General features: G+C 62.8%; 24 protein-coding genes and 1 tRNA gene. 14 read left to right on the forward strand and 11 right to left on the reverse strand.

The annotated features are described in order from the left end of the window. Position 1 precedes the first annotated feature (1 nt). Together CSQ93_RS18800 and CSQ93_RS18805 are read left to right on the forward strand one after the other, a co-directional pair. Entirely contained in the window at positions 2-1,336 is a 1,335-nt protein-coding gene (locus CSQ93_RS18800; protein ID WP_099379344.1) for a PepSY-associated TM helix domain-containing protein, read from the forward strand. A gap of 90 nt (positions 1,337-1,426) precedes the next feature. After that, entirely contained in the window at positions 1,427-1,810 is a 384-nt protein-coding gene (locus tag CSQ93_RS18805) for a hypothetical protein (RefSeq protein ID WP_099379345.1), read from the forward strand. A 6-nt stretch (positions 1,811-1,816) separates the two neighbouring features. On the opposite strand, the gene CSQ93_RS18810 is transcribed toward CSQ93_RS18805, so the two are convergent. Continuing rightward, positions 1,817-2,731 carry a LysR family transcriptional regulator gene (locus CSQ93_RS18810; protein ID WP_099379415.1) on the reverse strand — a complete coding sequence of 305 codons (915 nt, stop codon included), beginning with the start codon at positions 2,729-2,731 and terminating at the stop codon, positions 1,817-1,819. Positions 2,732-2,833: 102 nt separating this feature from the next. On the opposite strand from CSQ93_RS18810, the gene CSQ93_RS18815 reads away from it, so the two are divergent. The 4 genes from CSQ93_RS18815 to CSQ93_RS18830 all read left to right on the forward strand — a co-directional run bounded on the left by CSQ93_RS18815 (position 2,834) and on the right by CSQ93_RS18830 (position 6,581). Further along, positions 2,834-3,943, forward strand: coding sequence for a muconate/chloromuconate family cycloisomerase (locus CSQ93_RS18815; protein WP_099379346.1), 1,110 nt, complete (start codon positions 2,834-2,836; stop codon positions 3,941-3,943). A gap of 9 nt (positions 3,944-3,952) precedes the next feature. Further along, positions 3,953-4,243, forward strand: coding sequence for a muconolactone Delta-isomerase (gene catC, locus CSQ93_RS18820; RefSeq protein WP_099379347.1), 291 nt, complete (start codon positions 3,953-3,955; stop codon positions 4,241-4,243). An 11-nt stretch (positions 4,244-4,254) separates the two neighbouring features. Next, complete coding sequence (pcaD, locus tag CSQ93_RS18825; RefSeq protein ID WP_099379348.1) at positions 4,255-5,052, forward strand: 3-oxoadipate enol-lactonase; 798 nt, start codon at positions 4,255-4,257, stop codon at positions 5,050-5,052. A 143-nt stretch (positions 5,053-5,195) separates the two neighbouring features. After that, positions 5,196-6,581 carry a sodium:solute symporter family protein gene (locus CSQ93_RS18830; protein WP_233516252.1) on the forward strand — a complete coding sequence of 462 codons (1,386 nt, stop codon included), beginning with the start codon at positions 5,196-5,198 and terminating at the stop codon, positions 6,579-6,581. A gap of 2 nt (positions 6,582-6,583) precedes the next feature. On the opposite strand, the gene CSQ93_RS18835 is transcribed toward CSQ93_RS18830, so the two are convergent. The 4 genes from CSQ93_RS18835 to CSQ93_RS18850 all read right to left on the reverse strand — a co-directional run bounded on the left by CSQ93_RS18835 (position 6,584) and on the right by CSQ93_RS18850 (position 11,287). Then, positions 6,584-7,507 (reverse strand): Na/Pi cotransporter family protein, encoded by a 924-nt coding sequence (locus CSQ93_RS18835; RefSeq protein WP_099379350.1) that lies wholly within the window; start codon positions 7,505-7,507, stop codon positions 6,584-6,586. Positions 7,508-7,541: 34 nt separating this feature from the next. After that, positions 7,542-8,936, reverse strand: coding sequence for a GntP family permease (locus CSQ93_RS18840; RefSeq protein ID WP_099379351.1), 1,395 nt, complete (start codon positions 8,934-8,936; stop codon positions 7,542-7,544). A 128-nt stretch (positions 8,937-9,064) separates the two neighbouring features. Continuing rightward, positions 9,065-9,141: transfer RNA gene (locus tag CSQ93_RS18845), tRNA-Pro, on the reverse strand. Between the two features lie 52 nt (positions 9,142-9,193). Continuing rightward, positions 9,194-11,287 carry an AsmA family protein gene (locus CSQ93_RS18850; protein WP_099379352.1) on the reverse strand — a complete coding sequence of 698 codons (2,094 nt, stop codon included), beginning with the start codon at positions 11,285-11,287 and terminating at the stop codon, positions 9,194-9,196. A gap of 134 nt (positions 11,288-11,421) precedes the next feature. Between CSQ93_RS18850 and CSQ93_RS18855 the strand changes: the two genes are divergently transcribed. Genes CSQ93_RS18855 through arsH form a run of 3 tightly spaced genes read left to right on the forward strand, consistent with a single transcriptional unit; the run spans position 11,422 to position 12,938 of the window. Beyond that, positions 11,422-11,793 (forward strand): ArsR/SmtB family transcription factor, encoded by a 372-nt coding sequence (locus tag CSQ93_RS18855; protein ID WP_199534452.1) that lies wholly within the window; start codon positions 11,422-11,424, stop codon positions 11,791-11,793. Continuing rightward, on the forward strand, positions 11,790-12,212 hold the full coding sequence (arsC, locus tag CSQ93_RS18860; protein ID WP_099379353.1) for an arsenate reductase (glutaredoxin): 423 nt from the start codon (positions 11,790-11,792) through the stop codon (positions 12,210-12,212). The genes CSQ93_RS18855 and arsC overlap by 4 nt, the downstream gene beginning before the upstream one ends. Beyond that, the gene (arsH, locus tag CSQ93_RS18865) at positions 12,213-12,938 is read left to right on the forward strand and encodes an arsenical resistance protein ArsH (RefSeq protein ID WP_099379354.1); all 726 of its coding nucleotides are present in this window, start codon (positions 12,213-12,215) and stop codon (positions 12,936-12,938) included. It begins immediately after the preceding gene. 59 nt (positions 12,939-12,997) lie between these two features. Here the strand turns inward: arsH and ispB are convergent, their stop codons facing one another. Next, the gene (gene ispB / locus CSQ93_RS18870) at positions 12,998-13,987 is read right to left on the reverse strand and encodes an octaprenyl diphosphate synthase (RefSeq protein ID WP_099379355.1); all 990 of its coding nucleotides are present in this window, start codon (positions 13,985-13,987) and stop codon (positions 12,998-13,000) included. A gap of 304 nt (positions 13,988-14,291) precedes the next feature. On the opposite strand from ispB, the gene rplU reads away from it, so the two are divergent. The 5 genes from rplU (at position 14,292) to proB (ending at position 17,708) form a co-directional block, all read left to right on the forward strand. Beyond that, a complete protein-coding gene (rplU, locus tag CSQ93_RS18875) occupies positions 14,292-14,603 on the forward strand; it encodes a 50S ribosomal protein L21 (RefSeq protein ID WP_034754730.1) in 312 nt (103 codons plus the stop codon). 40 nt (positions 14,604-14,643) lie between these two features. Further along, a complete protein-coding gene (gene rpmA, locus CSQ93_RS18880) occupies positions 14,644-14,916 on the forward strand; it encodes a 50S ribosomal protein L27 (RefSeq protein WP_010395157.1) in 273 nt (90 codons plus the stop codon). A gap of 113 nt (positions 14,917-15,029) precedes the next feature. Further along, positions 15,030-16,139, forward strand: a complete 1,110-nt coding sequence (gene obgE, locus CSQ93_RS18885; protein WP_099379356.1) for a GTPase ObgE — start codon at positions 15,030-15,032, stop codon at positions 16,137-16,139. Positions 16,140-16,151: 12 nt separating this feature from the next. Then, entirely contained in the window at positions 16,152-16,562 is a 411-nt protein-coding gene (locus tag CSQ93_RS18890; protein ID WP_099379357.1) for a hypothetical protein, read from the forward strand. Positions 16,563-16,589: 27 nt separating this feature from the next. Then, on the forward strand, positions 16,590-17,708 hold the full coding sequence (gene proB, locus CSQ93_RS18895) for a glutamate 5-kinase (RefSeq protein WP_099379358.1): 1,119 nt from the start codon (positions 16,590-16,592) through the stop codon (positions 17,706-17,708). 35 nt (positions 17,709-17,743) lie between these two features. On the opposite strand, the gene CSQ93_RS28930 is transcribed toward proB, so the two are convergent. From CSQ93_RS28930 to CSQ93_RS18915, 5 genes are read right to left on the reverse strand one after another with little or no spacing between them, the layout of a single operon-like run. Next, positions 17,744-17,884, reverse strand: a complete 141-nt coding sequence (locus tag CSQ93_RS28930; RefSeq protein ID WP_158301285.1) for a hypothetical protein — start codon at positions 17,882-17,884, stop codon at positions 17,744-17,746. Position 17,885: 1 nt separating this feature from the next. Further along, entirely contained in the window at positions 17,886-19,013 is a 1,128-nt protein-coding gene (locus CSQ93_RS18900; protein WP_099379359.1) for an MBOAT family O-acyltransferase, read from the reverse strand. 1 nt (position 19,014) lies between these two features. Continuing rightward, positions 19,015-19,899 (reverse strand): hypothetical protein, encoded by an 885-nt coding sequence (locus tag CSQ93_RS18905; protein ID WP_099379360.1) that lies wholly within the window; start codon positions 19,897-19,899, stop codon positions 19,015-19,017. A gap of 1 nt (position 19,900) precedes the next feature. Beyond that, positions 19,901-21,712: an AMP-binding protein gene (locus CSQ93_RS18910; protein ID WP_099379361.1), complete on the reverse strand. Its 1,812-nt coding sequence runs from the start codon at positions 21,710-21,712 to the stop codon at positions 19,901-19,903. Further along, a complete protein-coding gene (locus CSQ93_RS18915) occupies positions 21,709-24,567 on the reverse strand; it encodes a class I adenylate-forming enzyme family protein (protein WP_099379362.1) in 2,859 nt (952 codons plus the stop codon). The genes CSQ93_RS18910 and CSQ93_RS18915 overlap by 4 nt, the downstream gene beginning before the upstream one ends. Positions 24,568-24,586 lie beyond the last annotated feature (19 nt).

Genomic DNA, 24,586 nt, shown 5'->3' on the forward strand with positions numbered 1-24,586 from the left:
CATGGACGATCACACCTTTCTCATCGCGCGGCGTAAAAGCCTGTACTGGCGCATCCATTTCTGGGCCGCGCTGATCGCCTCGCCGTTTGCCCTGGTGGCCACCCTGACGGGCATGTTGTATGTGTTCACGCCGCAGATCGAGGCAAGGCTGTACCAGCACCTCGATCATGTGGCGCCGCAGGACTCGACGCTGCCGCTGGACGCCGCCGTGACGGCAGCGGAGCGGGCCGCGCCGCGCGGCTGGACGGTGCAGCACGTGGTGCCGCCGTTTCAATCGGATGACGCGGTGCTGGTGGCTTTTGCGCCGCCCGGCGGCGCGCAGGATGAACATGCGGGCCATGGCGGACATGCCGCGCCGGCCAAGCCGAAGTTTGGCCTGCCCGCGCAAGCCATCATCGTGTATGTGAATCCGTATGACGCCCGCGTGCTGGGCAGCCTGGCCAGCAGCGAGCGCTTTGGCAACTGGGCGAAAAAGCTGCATTCGCGCCTGCTGCAGAATGATGGCTGGCGCTGGATGATCGAGCTGGCGGCCAGCTGGCTGATGGTGATGCTGGTGACGGGTGTGGTCCTGTGGTGGCCGCGCGGCGCGCAATCGGGCTTGCCGAAGCGGGGCGCGCGGGGCCGCAACGGCTGGCGCCAGTGGCATGCTTTTCTTGGCGTGGCGCTCGGCATCGTCAGCGTCGTGATCCTGACGACGGGGCTGACGTGGAGCCAGCAGGCGGGCGGGCGCATCCGCGCGCTGCGCGATGTCAGCGGCCAGGCGCCGCCGCCCGTGCCGCGCAGCCTGCATTCGACCGAGGCGGGCGCTCCGCTCGACTGGCAGGAGGCGTGGCAGGTAGCGCGCAGCCACGCGCCCGCCATCGCCGTGCAGCTGACGGCGCCGGCCAGCCAGGATGATGTGTGGCGCGCCACCATGGCCGACCGCAGCCAGCCCACCTTGCGCTTCGACCTGCAATTCGATGCCTACAGCGGCAAGCCTTTGTACTATGCAGGGTGGGAGGCGCAGACGGCGTTCGGCAAGGCCACCGCCATCGGCATTCCGTTCCACCGTGGCGAATTCGGCTGGTGGAACCAGGCCTTGCTACTGCTGTTCGGCGCCAGCGTGCTGTTCTCGCTGGTGTCGGGCTGGTTGATGTTTTTCAAGCGGCGCTTGCCTGGCTCGCTGGGCTTGCCCAGGCTGCTGCCTGGCGCCTGGACCTCGCCTTCTGCGCTGGCCTGGCTGGTGGCGGCCGGCATGTGCGCGCTGATGCCGCTGCTGCTCGTCTCCGGCGGCATGCTGATGCTGCTCGAGCTGATCCTGGTGCGGCATGGCCGCTGGCGCCGGGCGGCAAGATGACGGGGCACATGGCAAATCGCTTGCTGGGCTAGAATGAAAGGGCGCGGCCAGGCTCGTTGCCATGGGCCGCCCCTTTGCATAGGCTGAACCATGGTATTCATCGACTTTCCCGCTTTGTCCGCACTGGCCGCCGCGTCGGCGCTGGTGACAAAAAAATGCAGCTGCTGCGCCGTCCCGCTGGACGCCTGGCAGCGCCTTCCCACTTCGCTGGAGCTGGACCGCTTTGAAGAAGTCGGCACCCTGCGCGAAGACCCGTACGAGGAACCGACGTTTGCCGAGTACCACCCGCACGGCACGCGCTACGACAGTGCGGATGCACCCATCGCCCCGCGCTACTATCCCGCCAATCTGAGCCAGGTGGCCCGCTGCCTGAACTGCGGCCGTTACTACCTGCGCTACAACGAGGCGGGCGGCTATTTCACGGAACTGCGCATCCGCGCGCTGCGCCCGACATTGCTGGCCGACGCGGCGTAGTCACTGCTACAGGCTTTCCTTGACGTGCGCGATGCCGTGTTCATCGTAGATTGAGTATACGGCGGCGAGGAGGTTTTCCAGTTCCGGCGAGCGGTCCATATGCCGCATGCTGAATAAGATGGGCGAGAACGCATGCTTGTCGTCCAGCTTGCGGTACACGACGTTCCGGTGGTGCATGGCCTGCACGCTTTCCGGCACGATGGAAATGCCTTGGCCGGCCGCCACCAGTCCCATGGAAATCTGCAGCTCGCGCACTTCCGTGACGGGACCGGGCGTGACATTGCCTTCGCTGAACATGGCCAGCACCTGGTCGGCAAAACTGGGACGGGGTGCTTTCGGATACACGAGCAGGGTTTCGTGCACCAGGTCAGTCAGGCGCAATCCGCCTTCCCCCCTGGCCAGCCGGTGGCCGGGCGGCAGCGCCACCACCAGGCGCTCTTCGCGCAGCAGGATGCGGCGGATACTGGGATCTTCGCTTTTCAATCGTCCGAATCCCACGTCGATGCGGCCTTCCTTCAGGGCCTTCAACTGCTGCACCGTCGTCATTTCATGCAGGCTTACGTCCACCTCGGGATGACGCTCGCAAAAGCGGTGCACGATGTCGGGTAACTCCCCATACAGGGTCGAGGCGACGAAGCCGATCGACAGCGTGCGTTCCAGCTTGCCGACACGCTGCGTCATCGCCTGCAGGTCGCGTACCTGGTCGAGCAGGGGCCGCGCATGGGCGAGGAAAAACTCGCCCGCTTCCGTCAGCCGCAAGGGCCGTGACCCCTTTTCGATCAGCACCACGCCCAGGATTTCTTCCAGTTGCTGCATCTGCCGGCTCAGCGGCGGCTGCGCGATGTGCAGGCGCGCGGCGGCCCGCGTGAAGTTCCTTTCCTCCGCGACCGCAACGAAGTAGCGCAAGTGCCGTAATTCCATATTCATACCTTTCAGGTATAGGTTTGATACCAACTCGGTGTTGGACGTAGGGAGATTCGGGGCATATCGTGTAACCACTCCACAGAATTATACGGAATAAATATGATTCAAAATATCGAGACCTACCTGGTCGATGTGCCAACCATTCGCCCGCACCGCATGTCCGTCGCCACCATGAATACGCAAACCCTGGTGCTGGTGCGGCTGCGCTGCGCCGATGGCATCACGGGCTGGGGCGAAGCGACCACCATCGGCGGCTTGGGCTACGGCGGCGAAAGCCCGGAAAGCATCAAGACGAATATCGACACCTATATCGCGCCGCTGCTGGTCGGCATGGAAGCGAGCGAAGTGGCCAAGGCCATGGCCAGGGTGCGCAAGCTCATCCAGGGCAACCGCTTCGCCAAGTGCGCGATCGAAACGGCCCTGCTGGACGCCCAGGCGCGCCGCCTGAATGTGCCGCTGTCGGAATTGCTGGGCGGCCGCGTGCGCGATGCGCTGCCCGTGGCCTGGGTGCTGGCCAGCGGCGACACGGCGCGCGATATCGCCGAAGGGGAAAAAATGCTGGAACTGCGCCGTCACCGCATCTTCAAGCTGAAGATCGGCTTGCGCGACGTGATGGATGACGTGGCCCACGTACTGGAGATCAAGCGGGCGCTGGGCGAACGGGCCAGCGTGCGCGTTGACGTCAACCAGGCCTGGAGCGAGACGGACGCCGTGCGCGGCATCGCCGCGCTGGAAGCGGGCGGCATCGACTTGATCGAGCAACCGGTCAAGGCGGGCAACCGCGCCGCGCTGGCGCGCCTGAAGCAGCGCTTCGACGTGGCCATCATGGCTGATGAAGCCTTGCATGGTCCCGCCGATGCGCTGGCACTGGCCCAGGCCGATGCGGCCGACGTGTTTGCGGTGAAAATCACCCAGTCGGGCGGCTTGCTGCCCGCGCTGGAAGTGGCCACCGTGGCGCGCCTGGCCGGCGTCGGCCTGTATGGCGGCACCATGCTCGAAGGCGGCGTCGGCACGGCCGCCACGGCCCACGTCTGCTCCACGTTTGCCGAACTGGCCTGGGGTACTGAACTGTTCGGGCCACTGCTGCTGACGCAGGAAGTCTTGCGCGAACCGCTCGTGTACCGCGACTTCATGCTGCAGGTGCCGACGGGTCCGGGCCTGGGCGTCGAGATCGATATGGACAAGCTGCGCGTCATGCAGCGTCAATAAGGAGAAACCATGTTATTCCATGTACGCATGAACGTAAGCCTGCCATTGAGCATGCCCACCGAGCAGGCGGCGCAGCTCAAGCAGACGGAAAAGGCACTGGCGCAGCGCCTGCAGCACGAGGGCAAGTGGCGCCACCTGTGGCGCATCGCCGGCCAGTACGCCAACATCAGCGTTTTCGATGTGGACAGCGTGGACGAGTTGCACAACTTGCTCACCTCCCTGCCTTTGTTCCCCTACATGCAGATCGACGTGATGCCGCTGTGCCGCCATCCTTCGTCCGTGCGCGACGACGATTCCTGAGGAGACATCTAATGATAGGCAACGACATTGTCGGGAAAACGTGCGCGGTGGATGGTATCGGCCTGCATTACCGCACGGATGGCGAGCGCCGCAAGCCTTGCCTGGTCCTGTCGAATTCCCTTGGCACGGACCTGTCCATGTGGGATGCGCAGGCGGCCGCGCTGGCCGGCGACTTTTTTGTCGTGCGCTACGACACGCGTGGCCATGGCCAGTCGGCGAGCGGCGGCGCGCCGTTCGGCATCGAGCGGTTGGGGCTGGACGTGGTGGCGCTGCTCGACCACCTCGATATCGAACGCGCTGCATTCTGCGGCATTTCCATGGGCGGCTTGACGGGCCAGTGGCTGGGCGTTCACCAGCCGCGACGTTTGACGCAGCTCGTGCTGGCGAATACGGCGGCGCGCATCGGCGGCGCCGCGCCGTGGCAGTTGCGGGCGGAGCAAGTGCGCCGCGACGGCATGGCCGCGGTGGCCGATAGCGCCGCCGCGCGCTGGTTCACGCCGCAGTTTATCGCGCGTGAAGCGGACACGGTGGCGCGCCTGGTCGGCACCTTGCGCGGCCAGGATGCGGGCGGCTACGCGGCCTGCTGCGACGTGCTGGCCCAGGCGGACTTGCACGCTGGCGTCGGCACGATCACCGTGCCGACCCTGATCATCGCAGGCGAGCACGATCCCGTGACCACCATCGACGACGCGCGCTGGCTGCAGCAGCAGATCGCGGGCGCCCGCCTGGCAAGCCTGCCCGCCTCGCATATTTCGAACATCGAGGCGGCAGACCTGTTTACAGCGCAGTTGCGGAATTTTTTAGTGTGAGGCTTGCTGTACCGTATCGGTACGGCAGGAATGTAGTTTTTCCCTGAGCACCACCGCCGGCTGGTCCGGCATGCGGCAGGGGAAGCTTTCTTGAAAAATAATAATAAGAAAAGCAGACTTGGAGTAGACGGATGGAAAACAGATTGATCATTATCGCCGCGGTCACGGTGGGCTATTTCGCCCTCATGTCGTACATTACCTATAGCGTGCGCAAGCATGCCAACAGCGCCGAAGGCATGACGGCGGGCGGGCGCAACTATCCCGCCTACCTGATCGGCGCGTTGCTATTGTCGGAATTCATCGGCAGTTCCGTCAGCATCGGCACGGCCCAGAAGGGTTATGAACTGGGTATTTCCGCCGCCTGGAATCTGGTGGCGCTGTCGCTGGGCTTCTTGCTGCTGGCCATCGTGCTGGTGAAAAAATACAAGGAAAGCGGGCAGTCGACGATTTCCGGCATCCTTGCGCAAACCTACGGCGAACCCGTGCGCTATGCGGCCTCCATCCTCACCATCGTTGCGCTGAGCATCGTTGCCGTGGCCCTGTACGCGAGTGGCGGCGCCGTGCTGGCGGCCGTGCTGCACATCAACAAGACCGTGGCCATCTTGCTGGTGGGCGCCATCACCGTGATCTATGTCAGCCTGGGCGGCATGCGCTCGGTCGTGTACACCAATTTCGCCCACTCCATCGTCAAGTATCTGGGCGTGATCCTGGCGCTGGCGTATGCGCTGGAAGCGACAGGCGGCATCGGCGCACTGCAGGCGCAGCTGCCGGCCAAGATGTTCAACTGGGTCGAGATCGGCTGGGGCCAGATCATCGCCTGGATGATCGGCGGCATCGGTTCCATCTTCGCCACGCAATACGTGATCCAGGCGCTGGTCAGCACGGACAATCCGGCCGTGGCCAAGCGCGCCTGCTATTACGTGTCGTCGCTGATGATCCCGTTCGGCCTGATGGCGGCCCTGATCGGCATGTGCAGCGCCGTGCTGTATCCGGGCATGAAGTCGATCGATGCCTTCCCGACCCTGATCGCCCACATGCCGGCATTTTCCGCCAGCATCATGATCGTGGGCCTGGCCGGCGCCCTGTTCGGCGGCATTTCCGCCACCACCCTGGCATCGGCCACCCTGGCCATGAAGGATTTTTACGATCCCTGGTACAACAAGGCGAAGAATGACGCGAAATCGCTGATGTTCCTGCGCATCGCCATCGTCGTGGCGGGATTGCTGCCGCTGGTGCTGGCGCTGTATGCGGAAAAATTGCTGATGATCGCCTTCCTCGGCAAGGCCCTGCGCGCCACCCTGGCCGTGCTGGTGCTGATGGCCTTCTATGCGCCGAAATTCGGCACGCCGCGCGGCGCCTTTGTCGGCGTGATCGTCTCCGTGATCGCCACGATTGGCTGGTTCCTGGCGGGCAATCCGTACGGCGTGGACAGTTCCTACCTGGCGCTGGCCGGTCCGCTGCTGACCATGGGCATCAGCCATGTGTTCAAGCCGGCGCAGCCGGTGGGTACCGCGCCGGCCGTGAAATAGACTCAGGCGGGAGCCGCCTTCAGCCAGCGCATCAGGCGCGGCTGGAGGTAGGGCAGGAACACGAGGAAACACAGTCCAACGCACAGGTTGAAAATCAGGTGCGCGGCCGCCACGGCCGTGCCGGCCAGCGGCAGCAAGGCGTTCGACAGGGCGGGAATAAAGGGGAAGAAGGCCAACGCGCCGGCCAGGTTGAACAGGAAGTTGGCCTTGGCCGTGGCTTGCGCGTTGGCGCTCATCTGCAGGCTCGACAGCAGCGCCGTCGAGGTAGAGCCGACATTCGCGCCCACGACGATGGCGATGGCCGCTTCGGCTGGGATCAGCTGGTGCTGCGTCAGCACGATGGCCAGGCCGGTGGAGACGCTGCTCGATTGCACCAGCGCCGTAAATAGCGCGCCCATCAGCAAGGCGATCCACGGTTCGCGCGCCTGCGCCAGGGTATCGACAAACCACGGTTGCGCCTGCAGCGGCTTGAGTTCGCTCGAGATCAGGTCCAGGGCGAAGAAGATCAAGCCAAAGTAAAACGCCGCCTTGCCCAGCGCCTGTATCTTGCTGGGCAGGCTGGAGACGAGGGCGCCGGCAATGATGAACAGCGGGCCGATGCCCGTCAGCTTCATCGACACCAGCCAGGCCGTGGCCGTCGTGCCGACATTCGCACCCAAGAGGATTGCCAAACTGCCCGCAAAGCTGATCACTTGTGCATCGACGAGGGCGACGGCCAGCGCCGTCGTGGCGCTGCTCGACTGCACCAGCGCCGTGGCGATGGCGCCGACGAGAAAGCCGTACCAGCGGTTGGTGGTGACTCGCGCCAGCCAGGCTTGCATGCCGGCGCCGCCCATCGCTTGCAGTTCACGGCTGAAAGCTTGCAAGCTGTACAAGAACAGCACCACGGCCGCGACCGCAGCGATCAATACCTGGAAATGATTCATGGAGCGGTGCGAGTGAGCGTCGGCGAAGACGCGATCATACCAGCCCTGTCAGGTAGTAAATACCGATCACTAAAAACACGGCCACCGTCTTGATGACGGTGATGCCGAAAATGTCGCGGTAGGACTGGCGGTGCGTGAGGCCTGTGACGGCCAGCAGGGTGATCACGGCGCCATTGTGCGGCAAGGTATCCATGCCGCCGCTGGCCATGGCCACCACGCGGTGCATCACTTCCAGCGGGATGTGCGCCTGCTGCGCGGCCTGGATAAAACTGTCTGACATGGCCGCCAGCGCGATGCTCATGCCGCCCGAGGCCGATCCCGTAATGCCGGCCAGGGTCGTCACGGACACGGCCGCGTTGACGAGCGGATCGGGCACGCTGCGCAAGGTGTTGCTGACGGCAAGGAAGCCGGGCAGGGCCGCGATGACGCCGCCAAAGCCATATTCGGACGCCGTATTCATGGCCGCCAGCAAGGCGCCGCCCACGGCCGCCTTGGTGCCTTCGGCAAAGGCGGCGCGGATGCGCCCGAAGGCCGTCGCGCAGACGAGCAAGATACCCAGCAGCAAGGCGCCTTCCACGGCCCAGATGCCTGTCACTGAAGCGATCGACGTCGACACGGGCGCGTGCAGCCCTGGCAACGCCTCGGCGGTGAGCATATAGCTGTCGCCGTACCAGTGCGGGATCAGCTTGGTCAGCGCAAAGTTGGCCACGCCGACCAGCACCAGAGGCGCTACCGACAGCAGCGGATGGGGCAAGTCGCCCTCGTCGGCTGTGGCCTTGTCGGCCTCGGTCCCATAGCCTTCGCCCGTCGCCATGACGGAACGCCGGCGCCATTCGAGGAAAGCCAGTCCCATGATCACCGTCAGCACGGCGCCGATAGTGCCCAGCCACGGCGCGGCCCAGCCGGTCGTATTGAAAAAGGTGGTGGGGATGATGTTCTGGATTTGCGGTGTGCCGGGCAAGGTATCCATGGTGAAGGAAAACGCGCCCAGGGCGATGGCGCCCGGCATCAGCCGCTTGGGGATATTGCTCTGGCGGTACAGTTCAGCCGCGAACGGATACACGGCAAACACCACCACGAACAGCGACACGCCGCCGTACGTCAGGGCTGCGCACACGGCAACGATGACGGCATTCGCGCGCGCACTGCCGATATAGCGGATGGCGGCCACGACGATGGACTGGGAAAAGCCGGACAGCTCAATCAGCTTGCCGAACACGGCGCCCAGCAAAAAGACGGGGAAATACAGCTTGATAAAGCCGACCATCTTTTCCATGAAGATGCCGCTGAAGACAGCCGGCACGGCGGACGGATCGGTAAGCAGCACGGCGCCCAGTGCAGCGACAGGCGCAAACAGGATCACGCTGTAGCCGCGGTAGGCGGCCAGCATGAGGAAGGCCAGTGCGGCCAGAACTATCAGGAAAGACATCGGTCAAGCCTTTGCGCGAGAAGTGGTTAAGATGTTAATGGTGAAATTAATATCATACTTCTCGGCAAGTCGCCAACGCGCAGGTCAAAATGCAAGCAGTTCAAGCCGGCCCAGTGAGGGGAAAAGGCTGGTCGGGGTGAGAGGATTCGAACCTCCGGCCTCTGCGTCCCGAACGCAGCGCTCTACCAGGCTGAGCCACACCCCGCTCCTTCATTACAGCAGATGGCGGAGCGGCTTTCAAGCGGCTACATCAAGCCCTATTTCTTTTCCTGCTGGGCCTTCTTGATCTCCGCCTCGCTCACTTTCTTGGCGGGCGCATTTGTTGCCGGCGAAGTCGGGGCTTTGCGGGTGGCGTTGGCTTGTGCCATGACGGCGGCGCAGTCCGTGTCGGGGGCTTTGTCGACGTTGACCAGCGGCAGCAGGGCGGCCAGCGGCGTGACGACGGTGGCCAGGGCCACGGCGGCGCCGGCTTTCAGGGCCAGCGGGCCTTTTTGCGGGCCAACGTCCGGGTTCTTGAACGTGCCTTTCGCGTACAGCGGCGTGCGCAAGGTGATGATGCGGGCACCCTTGGTACGGGGGCGCACGTCCAGGTCCAGGGTTTCGTGGGCCAGGTTGACGTTGCCCGTGACATTGACCACGGCCGTGTCCGTGTCGAGCACGAAGCGGCGCACGTCGGCCTGGCCATTCGTGACGGCGAAATCGCTGGCCAGGCAATTCAGGTGGACTTGCTTGTCGCCAAAGATTTTCACGAAGACGGCGTTGGCCAGGTTCAGGCCCGCCAGTTCCAGCATGAATTGGCTGACGGAGCCTTCGCTGACGGTGGCCGCCAGTTCGCCATTCGCGCTGGCCAGCATGGCCGAGACGGAATTGCCGTGGCCCGTCAGTGCCGCGTCGCCATACACTTCACCGAAGCTCGCTTGCATCGATTGCAGCTTGGGAAACAGTTCGTGTATCTTGAGGTGGCGCGCTGCTACCTTGGCTTGCGCGGCGATGGTCTTTTGGCGGCCGTCGAGCGTGATGTTCGAGGTGATGTCGCCGCCGGCCATGCCGAAGTTGAGCGGCGTCAAACTCAGCACCTTGTCTTTCATGTGGATGTTGGCGACGATGTCGTTGAGCGGGATATCGTGCGTGCGCACGAGTTTCTTGCCCGTGAATTTCACGTCGGCATCGAGCGCATTCCATTTGGCCGTGTTGAACTGTTCCACGGGCAAGGCTTTGTTGTCCGGTTGCACGGGCGCCTTGCCGCGCGCCTGTTTTTGGGCATTGCTGTCGGCGCCGATGGTGGGACCCAGGTCTTCCAGGCGGAGTTGCTGCGACGTCACTTCGCCGCGCAGCAGGGGACGCGGCTGGCGCGGCAGGTATTGCAGGGTGCCGCCCAGGTCGCTCTGGCCCACCGTGCCCTTGAAGTTTTGATAGATCCAGTTCCAGGTGGCGCCGTCTTTCTTGCCCAGCAGGCGACCCTTGGTGGCGTAGTCCGGCGTTTCCGGCAGCAGCACGCCCGTCAGCGGATACAGATCCGCCATGCTGGCGCCGGCCAGGCTCAGCTGCAAATCGATGCCCGACAGCGAGCGTGGATCCGTCAGTGTGCCGTCGATACTGGCCTTGTTCTTGCCCAGCACGGCATGCGCCTGCACGGGATACACGGTGTTGTTATCAGTCAATGTCAGCACGGCGCCCGCCTTGCCGCCACCCGTCACGGGCGCCTTGCGGTAGCTGCCGCCCAGGGTGAAGGCGATGCCGTATTTCTGCACGGGCGCATTGCCTGGTGCATCGCCCGGCGTGGCGTCGGGCGCCGTCGAGCTGACCTTGGCGTGCATGTCCAGCGCGATGCCCTCGTCGAGGTAGCGGATGACGCCGTCACCGAAGGCCATGCGTTGGATTCCCACGTCCCATGCCGAAGGGCCATTGTCCTTCAAGGTCCAGCTGTTGCTGCCATCGGCGCGCCGCTGCAAGGCAATGTTGGGAGAGGCTAGGGCCAGATCCGTCAGCACCAGCCTGTGCTGCAGCAGGGGCAGCGGATGGATGGCCACGTCGATGCGTTTCGCGCTGGCCAGTTGCGGGCCGGCCGTCGCCCAGTCAGGGTTGCTCATGTGCACGTCCTGCGCGCTGATGATGGGGCGCGGCACGTAGCGGCGCCAGCCCGGCTCCGTTTTCAACCCTTGCTTCCATTTCACCTGTAAATCGCCGCCGATGACGAAGGTACGGCCCGTGCTTTCCGACACCTTTTCGTTGATGTAGGGGCGGGCGCGGTTCCAGTCGAAGGTCAGCACCAAGATGACCACGATGGCGACCAGGGCCAGCAGGGCGGCCAGGCTCCAGCCGAGGATTTTCAGGGGTGTCGAGCGTGTCATGGGAATGCCAATCGCAGTGATTTTTTCATCAAGGTAGACCGATTGATCATGACAGTCGGTGCGCTAGGTTACGTAAGATGGGTAGCTAAGGTATGTCGCTTGAAATGATTCAATAATTCGACTATTATTGAAATATGAAAAATACACAGACAATAGCGAGCGGGGCGGCGCCGCTGACGAATGTTGCCGCCATCGCGGCCCTGGCTGCGCTGGCACAGGAATCGCGGCTGGCCGTGTTCCGCCTGCTGGTGCAAGCGGGGCCGCAAGGCCTGGCCGCGACGAAAATTGCCGAAGCGCTGGCGATTGCGCCTTCGTCCCTGTCGTTTCACTTGAAAGAACTGGCGCACGCCAATCTGGTGACGGCAAGCAAGGCGGGCCGTTCCATCATCTATGCGGCCAACTATGCGGGCATGAACGGCTTGCTGGCTTTCTTGACCGAGAACTGCTGTGCTGGCGCGCCTTGCTGCGTCACTGAATCTACTTTACCGAAGGACATCACGACATGACGATCACGATTTACCACAACACGGCCTGCGGCACCTCGCGCAATACCCTGGCCCTGATCCGCAACACGGGTGTCGAACCCGTCATCATCGATTACGTCAAGCATCCGCCATCGCGCGAGGAACTGGTCGACCTGATCCAGCGTGCGGGCCTGTCCGTGCGCGCGGTGATGCGCGACAAGGGCGCCCTGTACGACGAGCTGGGCTTGGCCAATCCGGATTTGCCGGACGCAACCCTGCTCGACGCCATGCAAGCCCATCCTATCTTGATCAACCGCCCCATCGTCGTCACGGAACTGGGCGTGCGCCTGTGCCGGCCATCGGAAAAAGTGCTGGAGATCCTGCCGCTGCCGCAGCAAGGCGCGTTTGCCAAGGAAGACGGCCAGGCCGTGGTCGGCGCCGACGGCAAGCCGGTGGCATAAATGGAAGAGTTGCCGAATATCAGTGCCGCCCACCTGGACGTGCCCAGCCTGGATAAATTGGCGCCGGTCAATGTGTCCACGCATGCACCGCGCATCCTGTTGCTGTACGGTTCCTTGCGCGAGCGTTCGTACAGCAAGTTGCTGACCCTGGAAGCGGAGCGCATCCTGCGCCACTTTGGCGCCGACACGCGGGTGTTCGACCCGCATGGCTTGCCCATGGTCGACAGTGTGTCGCCCGAGCATCCGAAGGTGCAGGAGTTGCGTGAACTGTCGCTGTGGTCGGAAGGGCAAGTGTGGTGCAGCCCCGAGCGGCATGGCGCTGTCACGGGCGTGTTTAAATCGCAGATCGACTGGCTGCCGCTGGAAACGGGCAGCGTGCGGCCCACGCAGGGGCGGACCCTTGCCGTGATGCAAGTATCGGGCGGCTCGCAATCGTTCAATGCCGTCAATGGCTTGCGCGTGCTGGGACGCTGGATGCGTATGGTAACGATTCCGAACCAGTCTTCGGTGGCCAAGGCGTATCAGGAATTCGACGATGACGGCCGCATGAAGCCGTCGCCGTATTACGAGCGCCTGGTCGACGTGATGGAAGAGCTGTATAAATTCACCCTGCTGGTGCGCGACCGCCGCGAGTATCTGGGCAGCCGCTACAGCGAACGGCTGGAAGCGGCGCCGGCCATCGTGCAGGAGTTGGCGGGCGCGGCGATGGAGCATGAGCGCAAGTAGCAAAGCAATAAAAAAACGGCGCCATTGGCGCCGTTGTCTTCGCTCTAACCTAAACGCGATCAGTGATTGCGGTCCACGGCAAACGAGCACAGTTGCAGCATGGATTGCTTGTAGATGCTGTCCGGCCAGCCGGCGATGGCATCGGCGGCGCGCTGGCCGGCGATTTCCGCCTGCTTGCGCGTGTAGTCGAGGGCGCCACTATTGGTGATGGCGGCCAGGATGGCGTCGAAATGTTGTTCGTCGCCTTGCTCGATGCAGCTGCGCACCAGTTCGCGTTGCTCCGGCGTACCGTTTTCCATCAGCCAGATCAGCGGCATGGTCGGTTTGCCTTCGCGCAAGTCGTCGCCCACGTTCTTGCCGATTTCGGCGGCGTCGCCTGCATAGTCGAGCACGTCGTCGATCAGCTGGAAGGCCGTGCCCAGCGAGCGGCCGTATTCGGCAGCCGCTTCGATGTCGTCTTCGCTGGCGCCGGCGATCAGGGCGCCCAGTTGCGCCGACGCTTCGAACAGCTTGGCCGTTTTCGAGCGGATGACGTTCAGGTAGCTCTCTTGCGTCACGTCCGGATCGTGCATGTTCAGCAACTGCAGCACTTCGCCTTCGGCGATCACGTTGGTGGCGTCGGAGAGGATTTGCATGACGCGCATATTATTCAGCGACACCATCAGCTGGAACGAGCGCGAGTGCAGGAAGTCGCCCACCAGCACGGAGGCGGCATTGCCGAACAGGGCGTTGGCCGTCTGGCGTCCGCGGCGCATCGACGACTCATCGACGACGTCGTCGTGCAGCAGGGTGGCGGTGTGGATGAATTCGACCACGGCGGCCAGTTCATGGTGCGCCGTGCCGCGATAGGCGTGGGCATTGGCCACCAGCAAGATCAGCACGGGACGGATGCGTTTGCCGCCTGCGCTGATGATGTATTCAGCGATCTGGTTGATCAGAATTACATCGGAGTGCAATTTTTGGCGGATCACCGTATTGACTGCGTCCATATCGGCGGCAATCGTTTGCACGATGGTGTTTTGGTTAACGTGTTTGTTAGCGTCAGACAAGGCGAACCTGCATTAGATTGTGGGTGCCGCGATTATACGACAAGGCTTGCGCGTGCGTGACGTTTGCCTATGACTGTAGAGCAATTGATTGATCTTGTTGGCACTGGCGCGCGTTTTGCTGTCTGCCCGGCGCAAGCCTGACATGATGGTCAGGTTGTCGACATACCACGATCGTCAAGCTTTGTGAATACTTTTTGACGCAATTTATCAGTCCGTGTATAATCGCTGGTTCCCCCTGTTGTGTATGGCTTGCTTTTCATGGCAGTGGGACAAATTCTTTCAACATTTGATGAGGTTTCAAATCATGTACGCGGTCATAAAAACCGGTGGCAAACAATACAAAGTTGTCGCTGGCGAAAAACTTAAAGTAGAACAGATACCGGCAGACATTGGTTCCGAAATCACCATCGATCAAGTTCTCGCAGTAGGCGCGGGCGATAGCATCAAGTTTGGTGCTCCATTGGTCGAAGGTGCAACGGTACTGGTTACGGTTGTGGCGCATGGTCGCCATGATAAGGTCAAAATTTTCAAGATGCGTCGTCGTAAGCACTACCAAAAGCATCAAGGCCATCGCCAGAATTTTACCGAAATCCAAATCGTTTCGATCAACGGCTAATCGCCGCTGTTTGAATTAATCAGCTATCAAGGAGTCTTAAATGGCACATAAAAAAGGCGGCGGCACAACGCGAAACGGCCGTGATTCAGAATCAAAACGTCTGGGCGTTAAAGTCTACGGCGGCCAAGCTATCAATGCTGGCGGCATCATCATTCGTCAACGCGGCACCCCAGTGCGCGCCGGCGAAGGCGTAGGCATGGGCAAGGACCACACGTTGTTCGCGCTGATCGCGGGCAAAGTGAAGTTCGTTGTCAAAGGTGCTGGCTCGAAGCAATTCGTGACCGTTGTACCTAACGCAGCAGTACCAGCGTAATTCATCGCGGGGCGCCAGTTCGCTCCGCAATGATCGCATGATGTAAGGCGCAAGCCTTCAATCGAAAGGCTCTGCCCAAGGTAGAGCCTTTTTAGTTTTATGGCGGCAAAATTATGAAGTTTATCGACGAAGCAAAAATCGAAGTCATCGCGGGCGATGGCGGCAACGGCTGCGCCTCTTTCTGCCGTGAAAAATTCCGGCCTTTTGGCGGTCCCGATGGCGGCGATGGCGGCAAGGGCGGCACCATTTGGGCAGTCGCCGACCGCAATATCAACACGCTCGTCGATTTCCGCTTCTCCAAAATGCACAAGGCTCGCAATGGCGAGCCTGGCCGTGGCGCAGATTGCTATGGCAAGGGCGCCGATGATATCCACCTGCGCATGCCGGTTGGCACCTTGATCATCGACAACGCGAGCGGCGAAATCCTGGCTGATCTGACCGAGCACGGCCAGATCGAAATGCTGGCCAAGGGCGGCGAAGGCGGCTGGGGCAATATCCACTTCAAGTCCTCGACCAACCGCGCACCACGCCAAAAAGGCGAAGGCAAGGAAGGCGAACGCCGCGAACTGCGCCTGGAACTGAAAGTCCTGGCTGACGTAGGCCTGCTGGGCATGCCGAACGCCGGCAAGTCGACCTTCATTTCGGCCGTCTCGAACGCGCGTCCGAAAATTGCCGATTACCCATTTACCACCCTGCACCCGAACCTGGGCGTGGTGCGCGTATCGCACGAGAAGAGCTTTGTGATCGCCGACATTCCCGGCTTGATCGAAGGCGCTTCCGAAGGCGCGGGCCTGGGCCATCAATTCCTGCGTCACTTGCAGCGCACGGGTCTGCTGTTGCACATCGTCGACCTGGCACCGTTTGAAACCAACGTCGATCCTGTCAAGGAAGCCAAGGCGCTGGTCAAGGAATTGAAAAAGTACGACGAGTCGCTGGTCGACAAGCCGCGCTGGCTGGTGTTGAACAAGCTCGACATGGTGCCGGAAGAAGAGCGCAAGAAGATCGTCAAGGACTTCCTCAAGCGTTTTGCCTGGAAAGGTCCCGTCTTCGAGATTTCCGCGCTGAACCATCAGGGTTGCCCGGAACTGGTAAATGCGATTTACCAGCATCTGGAAGAGAAGAAACACAGCGAAAGCCGTGCCGAAGAGACGCAGATGACCGAAGAAGCACGCGGTATCTCGTCGATCGACCCGGATGATCCGCGTTTCAAGATCCTCGACTAAGGCTTTACCCTGATGTCGGTACAGACGGCCGCTGCCGCGCCAGCGCGCAAGCAAGCGTGGCAGCGCCGTGTATTGCATCTGATCGCGTATGCTTACGGGCTGAGCGCGGTCGCCTGCCTGTTGTTCGCCGATGAAATGGCGGCCGGCATGGGCATCTTCCTCAATGGCGTCAATGGCTACAGCCAGTTCTACGCCACGCATGTCGGTGTCTGGGGCGCTACCGCGCTCCTGGCGCTGTTCGCGGCACGGCAGGGCGAACCGCCTGTCCTCGGCGATATCACAGCAATGTTGCTCCTGGCGCAGCCCGCCGGCCGTCTGTTTGCGGCCATCAGCTTCGGCTTGCCCCAGGGTTTTGTGTTGTTCATGTGCGCAATGGAGTTGACGGCGGGGCTGGCCTTGCTGCTGCTGCGTCCTGCGCGCTGACGTCTATTAAGTGAAGAGCGCCGCCCCATGGATTCCGTGATTCAAAAAGCTACCCGTATCATCATCAAAGTCGGCTCTTCGCTGGTCACCAACGATGGCCGCGGACTCGACCATGCCGCCATCGCGCGCTGGGCCGCGCAGATTTCAGGCTTGCGCGCCCTGGGCAAGGAAGTCGTGCTGGTGAGCTCCGGCGCCATCGCCGAAGGCATGCTGCGCCTCGGTTTCGAGCAGCGCCCCACCGATATCCACGAATTGCAGGCATGCGCCGCCGTCGGTCAGATGGGCCTGGCGCAAATCTATGAAAGCAGCTTCCGCGCCCACAGCCTCGGCACGGCGCAAGTGCTGCTGACGCACGCCGACCTGGCCGACCGCGAACGCTACCTCAATGCCCGCTCCACCCTGACGACCCTGCTGCGCCTGGGCGTGGTGCCGATCATCAATGAAAACGACACCGTCGTCACCGATGAAATCAAGTTCGGTGACAACGATACCCTGGGCGCGCTGGTCGCCAATCTGATCGAGGCCGACGCGCTCGTCATCCTGACGGACCAGCACGGTCTGTTCTCGGCCGACCCGCGCAAGGACCCGAACGCCTACCTGATCACGCAGGGCATCGCCGGCGATCCGGCCCTGGAAGCGATGGCCGGCGGCGCCGGCAGCAGCCTGGGACGTGGCGGCATGCTGACGAAAATCCTCGCCGCCAAGCGTGCCGCCAAGTCGGGCGCCCACACGATCATCGCCTGGGGCCGCGACAGCGACGTGCTCAGCCGCCTCGCCCAGGGCGAAGCGATCGGCACGGAGTTGCGGGCGCAAACAGGGCAGTTGACGGCGCGTAAGCAGTGGATGGCCGATCATCTGCACACGGCCGGTGCCGTCGTGCTGGACGCGGGCGCCGTGCAAAAGCTGCGCCAGGAAGGCAAGTCGCTGTTGCCGATCGGCGTGACGGGCGTGAACGGCGAATTCGGCCGCGGCGCCGTGATCACCTGCGTCGATGCGGATGGCGTGTCAGTGGCGCGCGGCCTTTCCAATTACACGAGCGGCGAAGCGCGCCGCATCATGCGCAAGCCGTCCACCGAAATCGAGTCCATCCTCGGCTACATGGAAGGCCATGAACTGATCCATCGCGACAATATGGTCTTGCTGTAAGCGGCAACGGGGCCGATGCCTGCATCGGTCCCCGCCTACAGTTGTCCGTAACGGAAGCCCACCCCCAGCGCCAGCGGCCATTTCAGCCACAACAGCAGCAACAGTCCCCCATACCATAGCGTGAAGAGTCCGTGCACGAGCGGTGCTGGCAGGTAGCGCAAGAAAAATTGGTACACCTTAACTCCCAGGTAACAGTGGTGCGAACAGCACCGTCAGGCAAGACCAGGCGGTCTGCAGGTCCGGCGTCGACGTCAGCGCGAAGCTCAGTATGACAAATTGCAAGGTCAGGAACCAGCTGACGGCGCGCCACAGGGCGTAGCGGCGCAATGGCTCCGCCCAGGGCATATGCTTGCCCCACAGGTGGACGATGGCCAGGCCGGCGCCATGGAGCAAGCCCCAGGCCAGGTAGCGCGGCGACAACTCATGCCACAAGCCCAGCACGATCATGCTACCCAGGCTGGCAAGCAGGTATTGCCGCTTGCGTGTCAGGATGGGCCGGAACACGAAATCGCGGCACCATTCGGACACCGTGATGTGCCAGCGGCGCCAGAAATCGGGCAGATTGCGGGCAGCAAAGGGGAAATGGAAATTTTCCGGTACGCGCATGCCCAGCAGCGCGGCAAAGCTGATGGCGATATCGCAATAGCCCGAGAATTGCCAGTACAGGTTCAAACCATAGCCCAGCAAGGGCAGGTAGGCATCGAGCCAGGTGTACCCCGTCGTCAGTTGCAGGCCATTGAGCTTGAAGTTGAGGAGATAGCCGGCCAGTAAAACCACCTTGCAGTAACCATACAGCATGCGTTGCAGGGCTTGCGAGGCGAGTTGCCCGTCCCAGCGCGCGCGCAGCAATTCCAGGCGGAAGGCGTCATGGCGCTGAATCGGGCCGACAGCCAGGGTGGGCGGGAATAGCAGATAAGCGAGGGTCGTACCGGCACGGCCGTCGCGCGCGATACCGCCGCCATGTTCGGCGATCAGGTGCCAGGCTTTCAGCGACACGAAGGCGTAGCCCAGGTAGGCAGCCAGGCCATGGCTGGCTTTGGCGTACTGGTAGGCGATAAAGGCGAGCAACACGCCAGCCAGCCCCAGCGTCTGCATCAGGGCCGGGCGGCGCCATTGCGGGCCGCAAATGAAGGCCAGCCAGGCCAGCAAGGCGGCCCAGGCCGCTACGCTGATCCAGCCATCATGCCATAGCAGTGCGCTGCCTCCTGCCACCAGCAGCCACGGCCGCCAGGCGGGCGGCAAGCGCCAGTAAAGCGCGACCAGCACAGGCATGCACAGCATGCCGAAAATTGTCAGCCACACCATGTTAGCGGCCGTCCCGCAGTTGCTGCAATTGCGCTTGCCACCAGGGAGAAAACAGGCGGGCGCCAGCTGCGTTCATGTGGCTGCCGTCGCAATGCAGGTCTTGCTGTGCGTAAATCGGTGAGCGGAGGTAGCGGATATGGCTACCAGGGGGGAGTGCTTGCCGTAATTGTAATAACCAGCGGTGTTTTTCTGGCGCGATCATTTGCTCGACCAGTTCGGCGCGGCGCAGCTCCAGCAGCACGATGTGCACGTCCCGTTGCGCCAGGCGCTGCAGGCGCTCAGTTAGTTGCAGGTTGACGATCGCGTCGTTAAAAATGAGTTGTATCGCGGCGGCATTTTTGAGCATTTCACGCCGTCGAATATGGGACGGGACGGTGGCGCACGCAAAAGACTCGCGTTGGTCGAGCAGTGCGACATAGGCCTGTGGCGGTGCCAGGCGTGCGTTTCCGGTAAGCTGGAAGACCAGTCCCTTGCTTGCCGAGATGAAATTTTGTCGCAGTTGATCCATGATCACGTTGTCTGGATCCTGCAACAGAATGTTTTCTTCAACGATCAGAACATCCGGCGGATGGCGGTCTATGAGGTCGAGGCTGGGTTCCAGATAACCCACGCCGGTGCCGGGCTTGGTCATGCGCATCCAGTCGATGCCGGGCAGTGCCGCCGGTGTCAGCCCGGGCGGCGTGGCGGCCCAGAGCAGGGACGAGCCCAGGCCCAGCACGCGCACCTTGCCATCGGCCGGTGCGTCGAGAAACTCGCGTGTATGATCGGCAACGGCATGGTCAGGCTTGCGCCACGGCGACCAGTATTGCAGCGTAACCAGGGCAGTGATGGACGTGGCCAGGAGTGCGCTGTACAGCCAGACGCGCAGGGGCGGGGCGCTTGTCATCTCAGCGCGTCAACCGCTGGATCAGTTGCACGGTGGCGTCCATCGTTTCCATGTGCACCACGTCCGATGGACTCAGGCGTACCTTGAACAGGGTTTCCAGGCCGATTACGAAGTTGATATGCGCCAGCGAATCCCAGCCTGGCGTATTCGCGGGACCGGAGTCACCCTTCAGGGCGCCGGCCGGGAGATGGAAGAGTTCCGTTGCCAGGGCAAAAATGTCTTCCTGCTGGTTGCCGTGTGCACTTGCCTCCATCGGACTGAGCGCAAGCGCGTGCTGCAACTGGGCCGTGATGACCTTGCCTGATGGCGTGCGCGGCAATTGGCCCGTAAAGCTGATGCGTTTTGGCAATTCATGTGCCCCCAGATGCCGGGAGCAATGCTGCAGCAGTTGCTGGCTGTCCACCTCCATGCCAGGACGCAATACGACGCAGGCAACGGGGATTTCGCCCCAGGTCGGGTCCGGCAAGGCGACGGTGGCGGCTTCCAGCACGGCCGGGTGCTGCAGCAGTACGCCATTGATGGCTTCCGGCGACAGGTTGTAGCCGCCGCAAATGATCACATCCTTCAGGCGTCCCGTGATCCAGTACACGCCATCGCTGTCGCGTCGCGCCAGGTCGCCCGTATGCAGCCAGCCGTCGCGCAGCACGGCCGCAGTTGCTTGCGGATTGTCCAGATAGCCCTGCATCAGGTTGGCCCCTTGCAGGCACAGTTCGCCAATTTCATCGCAGCCAGCCTCGCCGCCATCGTCGCGCACGATTTTGGCCAGCATGTCGCGCGGCACGCCCACGCTGCCGACCTTGTGGCTGGCGGCATCCGGTCCTGCATACAAGCCGCAGGCACCCGTTTCGCTCAAGCCATAGGTATTGATGAGTTTTACATTGAAACACTGGCTGAAGCCGGTCCAGGTGGCAGTGCTCAGCGGCGCGCTGCAGGAGATGGCGAAGCGGAAATGGCCATTCTCGAAGTTTTCCGCCAGGTGGGCGCCATATTGCTGCAGCAGGGCCAGCGCCGTCGGCGCGGCGATCAGATGGCTTACCTGTTCGCGGTAGACGGCAATCAAAATGGCTTCGATGGCGACGAGGCTGAAGGGCGCGGGACGCACCAGGGTGCAGCCCCGTTGGTAAGCCAGCAGCACGCCTTGCACCAGGCCGTCGGCGTGCGACAGCGGCATCAGGTTCAGCAGGCGCGAAGCGGGCGTCAATGCGTAATGGTCGCCGATGGTATGCAAATGCGCGAGCAGGGCGGGCCAGTGCATTTCCACGCCTTTCGGGCGGGCCGTGCTGCCGGAGGTGAAGACGACATAGGCCGGACCCTCCTGCCGCGCGGGCGGCAAGGACGCTGGTACTGGCGCTGCCAGCAGGCCGGGCCAGTTGTCCAGGTCGGCGGGAGCGCGCCTGCCCAGCAACTTGCTCAACAGCGCTCCCTTGGCCTGGACGGCGCCGACGCGGATCTGCTGCGTGGGCAGCGGCACCTCCTGGGCGTGCCACAGGTCGATGAGGTCCGTATCGGCAATGACGGCATCGATGCGCGTATGGTGCAGCAAATCCGTGACCTGCCGCACGGCGGTGCCCGGATCAAGCAACAGGGGGATCGCGCCGGCCCGCATGCAGCCGAGCAGCAAAGGGGCAAAGGCCAGATCGTCGCGCACCATCAGCAGCACGCGTTTATTGTGCAGTTCCATGTTGATCAGCCGGGCAGCCACTTGCAGGATTTGTTCCTCCAGGTGGCTATGCGACAATGACTTGGGGCCGATCAGGAAGGGCGTATGCGCAGGCGTGGGACGAGTCTGGAACATGGTGTGCGTGTCTGTCATGGAGAAATTGAATGGGCCAGCGCGCGACGGTCGAGCTTTCCTGCCGCCGTATAAGGCAAGGCTGCCTGCAGGCGCAATTCGCGAGGAAAGGCGTCGATTTGTGCGTGTTGGCGGCAAAAGACGACAAATGCGGGCAAGTCGAAGCCGTCGTCGACCACCAGCATGCCGATCAAGCCTTGCGGTCCGGCAGTGACGGCCGCTTGCCGTACCAGCGGGTAGCTGCACATGGCTAGTTCCAGCGGGGCGGGATGGACGATGTCGCCATACTCGTTCTTCAACTGGTCATCGTGTCTGCCCAGCAAGGTGATGTTGCCCAGGCCATCGTGGCTGGCAATATCGCCCGTGTAGATCCAGCCATCGCGGGCGATGGACGCCGTTTGCGCGGGATCGCCCCAGTATTCCAGCATCAGCTGGTTGCTGTGCACGCGCAACTCTCCTGCCTGCCCCGGCCCGAGCGGCAAGTCCTTGCCATCGCAGATTTGCACCACGGCACCGACGGCGCGGCCACTGGCCTGCGTGGCAGAGGGCAGGTGCTGAAACAGCATGCACAGGCCGCCCGTCTCCGTCAGTCCATAATAGTCGATGATGGCGAGCCGCATGCGCTGGCTCAAGGCCGTGTGCAGCGACGATTGCAGGGGGGCGCCCGTGGAAATGATCTGCCGCAAGCTGGCCGGGTGCTGGGTCAGGTGTGCCGGCAGCCGCTGCAGCATGGCTAGCCAGGCGGGGCCGGTCGCCAGCACGGTCACACCATGGCGTTGGGCTGCCTGCAGGGTCTTGCCGACATTCCCCCGTTCGCTTTCATCGGCCAGATACACGCCGGCACCGGCAAACAGGGCGGCGACCATGGGATTGCGCAAGCCGCTCATGGTGTGGCAGTCGCCCAGCGACAGCAGGATATCGCCGTCGTGCCAGCCAAATTCCGTGGCCGCCAGCTGGCCGCTCTGCATGAGGGCACGCTGGCTGTGGACGACGCCCTTGGGGACGCCAGTACTGCCCGAGGTAAACAGGATCACGGCCGGAGCGTCGGGGTGGACGGCCTGTGCGGACAGGGCTGGCGTCGCTGGCAGGTCCATCCAGTCTTCCAGCAAGGCGGACAATTCAGGCAATGCGCAGTCTGGCGGCAGGATCGTCGTGGCTTCAGACCGGATATCGTCGAGCAGCAGCGCTGGGCACGTCGTCAATGCGGCGGCGCGATTGCGGGGATGATCGAGCACCAGCAAGGCGGGAGCAATGCGTTCCAGCAAGGGTTGCAGCAAGGCGGGCGTGTCCGTCAATTCCTTGCGCAAGGGAACCACGACAGCGCCGATGCGCCAGCAGGCCCAGCTGAGCAATACTGCTTCAGGGTGCTGCGCGCACAGCATGGCGACGCGGTCGCCAGCGCGGACGCCCAGCGCCAGCAAGCCCCGTTGCAGCGCCGGCACGAGCAGCTCGATTTCCGTCCAGCCAAAGGCACTGTCGTCCATTCCACACAGCAATAGCGGGCGTTGCTGGTACAGCGTGGGCAGTAATTGCCACAGATATTCGAAGGTTTCTTCCTGTGGCAGCGGACGCACGATCTGGCTGGCATAGTAGGATTGCAAACGGGCCATGGCGCCGCTGATGGGCGCCATCTGCAGCAGTTCCATATCGACCATGTTCCTGGCTTGCTGGCAAACATATTCCACTGGCAGGCGCAGGCGCTGCGCCACTTGTTCCAGCGTGCGCAACTGGCCCAGCTGGAACAGGATCTGCAATTGTTCGGCGCTCAGTTGTTGTTGCCCCAGGCACGCCAGGCGTTCCGCATAACAAGGATGACGCACCAGCAAATCCTGCATCAGGCCGCCCAGCGCATCGGTATCGGGTATGGCGCGGCCGTTCAGGCTGTCGAGCCGCAGCAAGGCATTCACGACAGCGCGCGATGCGGGCAAGGCCAGGTCGAGATCAGCCCGGCGCAGGGGCGCCCCTTCCCATGCGGGCGGCACCAGCGCCACCACGCCGTTGTAGTGTGCCGTGTCCGGTTCGCCATGCAACGGTCCGCTGGCGTCGAACAGGGTCACTTCCGACATCACCAGCGTCTTGCGTGCGCCGCGTGCTTGCGCAGCATCAAAGCGCTGCTGATAGCAGCGGCCGTGAACGATGTTGCCGCCGCGCTCGAAGTACGGCGCGGGCTGGCTGTTGGCCAGGTGGACGTGCGGGAAGAGGATAGGCGCATCGCTGCGGGCGATGCGCAGCATGTCGCCGGCAAAGGTCAGTGGCGCATAGCGATGCAGTGAATCGAGGCCATGAATCAGCGCGAACGTGCCATCGCGAAAAGGCATGGGACTGCCAGGAGGCAAGAAAACGATATCGTGGTTGGGCGCGCGCTGTTCCGCGGGCAGCCAGTGCGCGTATCCCATGTAAGCGAGCACATCGAAATTGCCTTCCCATACAGAAATGACATGCTGCTCGGGAAACGCCGCAGCCAGCATTTCGCCACTCCAGCCCGTGCGGCCCCAGGTGTCGAGAATGAGGTCGCCAGGCTGCAACTGCTCCCGGATCAGGTCCAGCAAGGCATAAAAGGCGCGCGTGGATTCATTGAACGGTTGAAAGGCGGCGTAACGGTCGGGAATGCGGCGCACATGGCGGCGATGCATGAAGGACAGATATTCGGCGCTGGGTGTCAGCTGGGCACGCAACGCCGACAGCATCCGGTCATCGCAACCTTGCCGCGCTTCCGTAAAGAGCACAAAGCCTTGCACGACGGGAATGTCGATCGCGCACGCCGGACAGCGCAATAGCGCTTCCAGCAACGGTGCCGACGCCCCGGCTGGCATATTGCTGTGCAGGGGCTGTCGGCAGGCGGGGCAAGCCAGGGCAGCCAAGGTCGTTTGCAACATGGTGTCGCCGTTCCTCTAG

The sequence above is a fragment of the Janthinobacterium sp. BJB426 genome (assembly GCF_002735705.1).
GTDB lineage: Bacteria > Pseudomonadota > Gammaproteobacteria > Burkholderiales > Burkholderiaceae_D > Janthinobacterium.

What these genes read in the sequence shown, in the direction of transcription:
- CSQ93_RS18800 (WP_099379344.1), top strand. Translation starts at nt 2, where the DNA reads ATGGACGATCACACCTTTCTCATCGCGCGGCGTAAAAGCCTGTACTGG.
- CSQ93_RS18805 (WP_099379345.1), top strand. Translation starts at nt 1,427, where the DNA reads ATGGTATTCATCGACTTTCCCGCTTTGTCCGCACTGGCCGCCGCGTCG.
- CSQ93_RS18810 (WP_099379415.1), bottom strand. Translation starts at nt 2,731, where the DNA reads ATGGAATTACGGCACTTGCGCTACTTCGTTGCGGTCGCGGAGGAAAGG.
- CSQ93_RS18815 (WP_099379346.1), top strand. Translation starts at nt 2,834, where the DNA reads ATGATTCAAAATATCGAGACCTACCTGGTCGATGTGCCAACCATTCGC.
- catC (WP_099379347.1), top strand. Translation starts at nt 3,953, where the DNA reads ATGTTATTCCATGTACGCATGAACGTAAGCCTGCCATTGAGCATGCCC.
- pcaD (WP_099379348.1), top strand. Translation starts at nt 4,255, where the DNA reads ATGATAGGCAACGACATTGTCGGGAAAACGTGCGCGGTGGATGGTATC.
- CSQ93_RS18835 (WP_099379350.1), bottom strand. Translation starts at nt 7,507, where the DNA reads ATGAATCATTTCCAGGTATTGATCGCTGCGGTCGCGGCCGTGGTGCTG.
- CSQ93_RS18840 (WP_099379351.1), bottom strand. Translation starts at nt 8,936, where the DNA reads ATGTCTTTCCTGATAGTTCTGGCCGCACTGGCCTTCCTCATGCTGGCC.
- CSQ93_RS18850 (WP_099379352.1), bottom strand. Translation starts at nt 11,287, where the DNA reads ATGACACGCTCGACACCCCTGAAAATCCTCGGCTGGAGCCTGGCCGCC.
- CSQ93_RS18855 (WP_199534452.1), top strand. Translation starts at nt 11,422, where the DNA reads ATGAAAAATACACAGACAATAGCGAGCGGGGCGGCGCCGCTGACGAAT.
- arsC (WP_099379353.1), top strand. Translation starts at nt 11,790, where the DNA reads ATGACGATCACGATTTACCACAACACGGCCTGCGGCACCTCGCGCAAT.
- arsH (WP_099379354.1), top strand. Translation starts at nt 12,213, where the DNA reads ATGGAAGAGTTGCCGAATATCAGTGCCGCCCACCTGGACGTGCCCAGC.
- rplU (WP_034754730.1), top strand. Translation starts at nt 14,292, where the DNA reads ATGTACGCGGTCATAAAAACCGGTGGCAAACAATACAAAGTTGTCGCT.
- rpmA (WP_010395157.1), top strand. Translation starts at nt 14,644, where the DNA reads ATGGCACATAAAAAAGGCGGCGGCACAACGCGAAACGGCCGTGATTCA.
- obgE (WP_099379356.1), top strand. Translation starts at nt 15,030, where the DNA reads ATGAAGTTTATCGACGAAGCAAAAATCGAAGTCATCGCGGGCGATGGC.
- CSQ93_RS18890 (WP_099379357.1), top strand. Translation starts at nt 16,152, where the DNA reads ATGTCGGTACAGACGGCCGCTGCCGCGCCAGCGCGCAAGCAAGCGTGG.
- proB (WP_099379358.1), top strand. Translation starts at nt 16,590, where the DNA reads ATGGATTCCGTGATTCAAAAAGCTACCCGTATCATCATCAAAGTCGGC.
- CSQ93_RS18900 (WP_099379359.1), bottom strand. Translation starts at nt 19,013, where the DNA reads ATGGTGTGGCTGACAATTTTCGGCATGCTGTGCATGCCTGTGCTGGTC.
- CSQ93_RS18905 (WP_099379360.1), bottom strand. Translation starts at nt 19,899, where the DNA reads ATGACAAGCGCCCCGCCCCTGCGCGTCTGGCTGTACAGCGCACTCCTG.
- CSQ93_RS18910 (WP_099379361.1), bottom strand. Translation starts at nt 21,712, where the DNA reads ATGACAGACACGCACACCATGTTCCAGACTCGTCCCACGCCTGCGCAT.
- CSQ93_RS18915 (WP_099379362.1), bottom strand. Translation starts at nt 24,567, where the DNA reads ATGTTGCAAACGACCTTGGCTGCCCTGGCTTGCCCCGCCTGCCGACAG.